Origin of the sequence: Pseudomonas sp. HMWF006 (assembly GCF_003061205.1) — a bacterium.
GTDB lineage: Bacteria > Pseudomonadota > Gammaproteobacteria > Pseudomonadales > Pseudomonadaceae > Aquipseudomonas > Aquipseudomonas monsensis.
On sequence record NZ_QAIU01000168.1, the window covers coordinates 1 to 3,226 of the forward strand.

3 protein-coding genes are annotated in these 3,226 nt (G+C 65.5%); all 3 read left to right on the forward strand.

Translation table 11 applies throughout. The features are described from left to right. Positions 1-128 precede the first annotated feature (128 nt). The gene (locus DBR24_RS06725) at positions 129-1,682 is read left to right on the forward strand and encodes an efflux transporter outer membrane subunit (protein WP_128614288.1); all 1,554 of its coding nucleotides are present in this window, start codon (positions 129-131) and stop codon (positions 1,680-1,682) included. Then, positions 1,675-2,772, forward strand: a complete 1,098-nt coding sequence (locus DBR24_RS06730) for an HlyD family secretion protein (protein WP_128614289.1) — start codon at positions 1,675-1,677, stop codon at positions 2,770-2,772. Before DBR24_RS06725 ends, DBR24_RS06730 begins: the two co-directional genes overlap by 8 nt. After that, a partial coding sequence (locus DBR24_RS06735; RefSeq protein ID WP_128614290.1) for a DUF2955 domain-containing protein occupies positions 2,762-3,226 on the forward strand: 465 nt, incomplete at its 3' end. The genes DBR24_RS06730 and DBR24_RS06735, both read left to right, overlap by 11 nt.

Sequence of the window (3,226 nt, forward strand, 5' to 3'; positions counted from 1 at the left end):
GTTTCCTACCTTTTCGTCGGGGGCGGTTCAGGGGAGTTCGCCTGAAAAAGCGTAGCAGTTGATTGCTTCGATCAACCCGCAATCTGCGGTCTATGCTCCAGTGACATTTCCCACTGGGGCCTCCCGGTATGCCTGCAACGCCAGCCCTGCTGATCCATCCCGGCCACCTGCTGCTGCTCGGTGCGCTGAGCCTTGGCGGCTGCCTGCGGCTGGGCCCGGATTTCCAGCCGCCGGCCGAGGCCTGGAGCAAGCAGTGGCAAAGTCCGGCACTGGAGCAGGCCAGCGAACGCGGCACGCTGCCGGATCTGCGCCAGTGGTGGCAGGTATTTGCCGATCCGGTGCTCGACCGATTGATCAGCGACGCCGAAGCCCGCAACAGCAGCCTGAAGATCGCCGGCCTGCGGGTCCTCGAAGCCCGGGCGCAACTGGGCATCGCCGACAGCGGTCGCTACCCGCAACTGCAACAGGCCAGCGCCGACAGCCTGTACATCGACCGCCACCAGTCCGGCGGCAACAACCCGCAAGACGTGCACTTCTGGCAGCACAGCGCCGCGTTCGATGTCGGCTGGGAACTGGATTTCTGGGGTCGTTTCAGTCGCGCCATCGAATCCGCCGACGCTAGCTACTTCGCCGCCCAGGCCAATTACGAAGACGCCCTCGTGCTGCTTCGTGCGCAAGTGGCCGACACCTACTTTGCCCTGCGCACCACCGAAGCCCGGCTGCGAGTCGCCCGGGAGAACGCCGCCCAGCAAAAACGCAATTTCGAGATCACCGAAAAACTCTTTCGGAGCGGCCAGACCGCCGAACTCGATTTGCAACAGGCCAGAACCCAATACCTCGGCACGTTGAGCAGCATTCCGGCGTTCGAAGACCAGTTGCTGCGCACCCGCAATGCGTTGGCGGTGCTGGTCGGCCAGCCGCCCGGTGGCGCGGCGTTCCTGGCGGAGCAAGCGGGGCTGATTCCGCTGGTGGATCGCGCCGTGTTGCAAGATGTCCCGGCCAACCTGCTGTTGCGCCGCCCCGATGTGCGCGCAGCGGAGCTGAACGTTGCCGCGCAATCGGCGCTGGTCGGCGTGGCTGAAACCGACCTTTATCCCTCGTTGACCCTGCTCGGCAGCATCGTCTGGTCCAGCGACACCCTCGGCGCCACCCCGCGCAGCCTCGACCTGATCGGCGGCCCGAGCCTGCGCTGGAACATCTTTGATTACGGGCGGATCCGCAACAACATCCGCGTGCAGGACGCGCGCCTGCAGCAACTGATCGAAGCCTATCGCGACAAAGTCCGCCAGGCCGCCCGCGAAGCCGACGACGCCGCCAGCGGCCTGACCAAAGCGCTGGAACGCGAACGCATTCTCGGCGAGGCCGAAGGCGCGGCGCGGCGTTCTCTGGTGCTGGCCAACACCCAATATCGAGAAGGCTATTCAGACTTTCAGCGGGTGCTCGACGCCCAGCGTGCGTTGCTGGAGTTACAGGACAACTATCTGGTCAGCCGCAGCAACGCCGTGAGTAACCTGATCGCCCTGTACCGCGCCGTCGGCGGCGGCTGGCAAAGCGCCGGGCCGCAGACCGATCCAGCGACCCGGCAGCAGATGCAGCAACGCACCGATTGGGGCGATCTGCTGACCGCCCCGCCGCCGCAACCGACCTATCCGATTCCCTCGCAGGTAGACCGCCATGAGTGATGAAGCGCCGCCGGATCCGGCGAAAAAAGGCATCCGCTGGGTGCTGCTGGTGATTGCGCTGAGCCTGACCTGGTACTTGTTGGCCGACCGCTACACGCCCTACACCCAGCAGGCGCGGGTCGGCGCGTTCGTGATCCCGGTGGCGGCGGAAGTCGCGGGCCGGGTAATCAAGGTCAACGTGCGCAACAACCAGGACGTGCAGGCCGGCGACATCCTCTTCGAACTCGATCCGCAGCCGCTGCAAATTGCCGTCAACCGCGCCCGTGCCGATCTGGAAAACACCCGTCGCACAGTTGGCGCCAGCACCGCCGGTATCGCTTCGGCCCAGGCATCGCTGCGTGCAGCCCAGGCCGATGAACTCAAGGCGCGGCAGGACAATCGACGGCTTGAAGGTTTGTACAAAGAAGATCCGGGCACGGTGTCCGTAAGGCTTCTGGAGGTGTCCCGGGCCAACCACGAAGCGGCGGTCAGCAAGGTCGCCGCCGCCCGGGCCGAAGTGCTGCGTGCGCAGGAGCAGGAAGGTGGCAACACCGACACCAACGCCAAACTGCTCAGCGCCGCCGCCACACTGGCCAAGGCGGAACTCGATCTGGCCAACACCCGCATCGGCGCGCGTTCGGCGGGACTGATCACCGACCTGCGCACCGACGTCGGCCAGTTCACTGCGGTCGGTAGCCCGCTGATGACCCTGATCGCCATTCACGACGTGTGGATCAGCGCCGACCTCACCGAAAACAACCTCGGCCGCGTGCAACCCGGCACCCCGGTGGCGATCGTCCTCGACGCGCTGCCCGGCGAAGTGCTTGACGGTCGCGTGCGTAGCGTCGGTTATGGCGTCAGCGTCGGCCAGACGCCGGCGCCCGGCACCTTGCCGAGCATCCAGAACAGCCGCGACTGGTTGCGTCCGGCGCAACGTTTCCCGGTGATCATCGAGTTCAGTGACGAGGCGAAAAAGCGCCTGTTCGACAGCCGTGCCATCCGCGCCGGCGGCCAGGCGGAGGTCATGGCCTTCCCCACCGAGGGCAATCTGCTCAATCCGCTGGGGCGGCTGTTTGTCGGCTTGATGAGCTGGCTGTCGTATGCCTATTGAACGCAGCGTGCCGGCGCAACGGGCGTTGCGCCTGGCGTTCGGCACGGCGCTGTGCACCGCCGCCAGTTATGCTTTCGCCTTGCCGCTGCCCTTTATCTCGCCAGTGCTGGCGGTGTTGCTGCTCGCCAGTCTGCCCCGCCCGCTGCCACTGAAAGGTGCGTTGGCACTGGCGCTGGTGGCGGCGTTCACCACCAGCATCGGCCTGCTGCTGGTACCGTTGCTGCGTTACTACCCGGTGAGCGGTGTGCTGCTGATCGGCCTCGGTCTGTTCCTGGTGTTCCGCTTCGGCCTGCGTGGTGGCAATCCATTGATCATGATGTTTCTGGTGATCGGCATGACCATGATCTCCGCCGCCGGCTTCGCCGAGTTCGACCTGGCGATGGCGGTGATTGGCGCGCTGGTCAAAGGCCTGTTGCTGGCGGTTGCAGTGGTCGGCCTCAGTCACACTCTATTC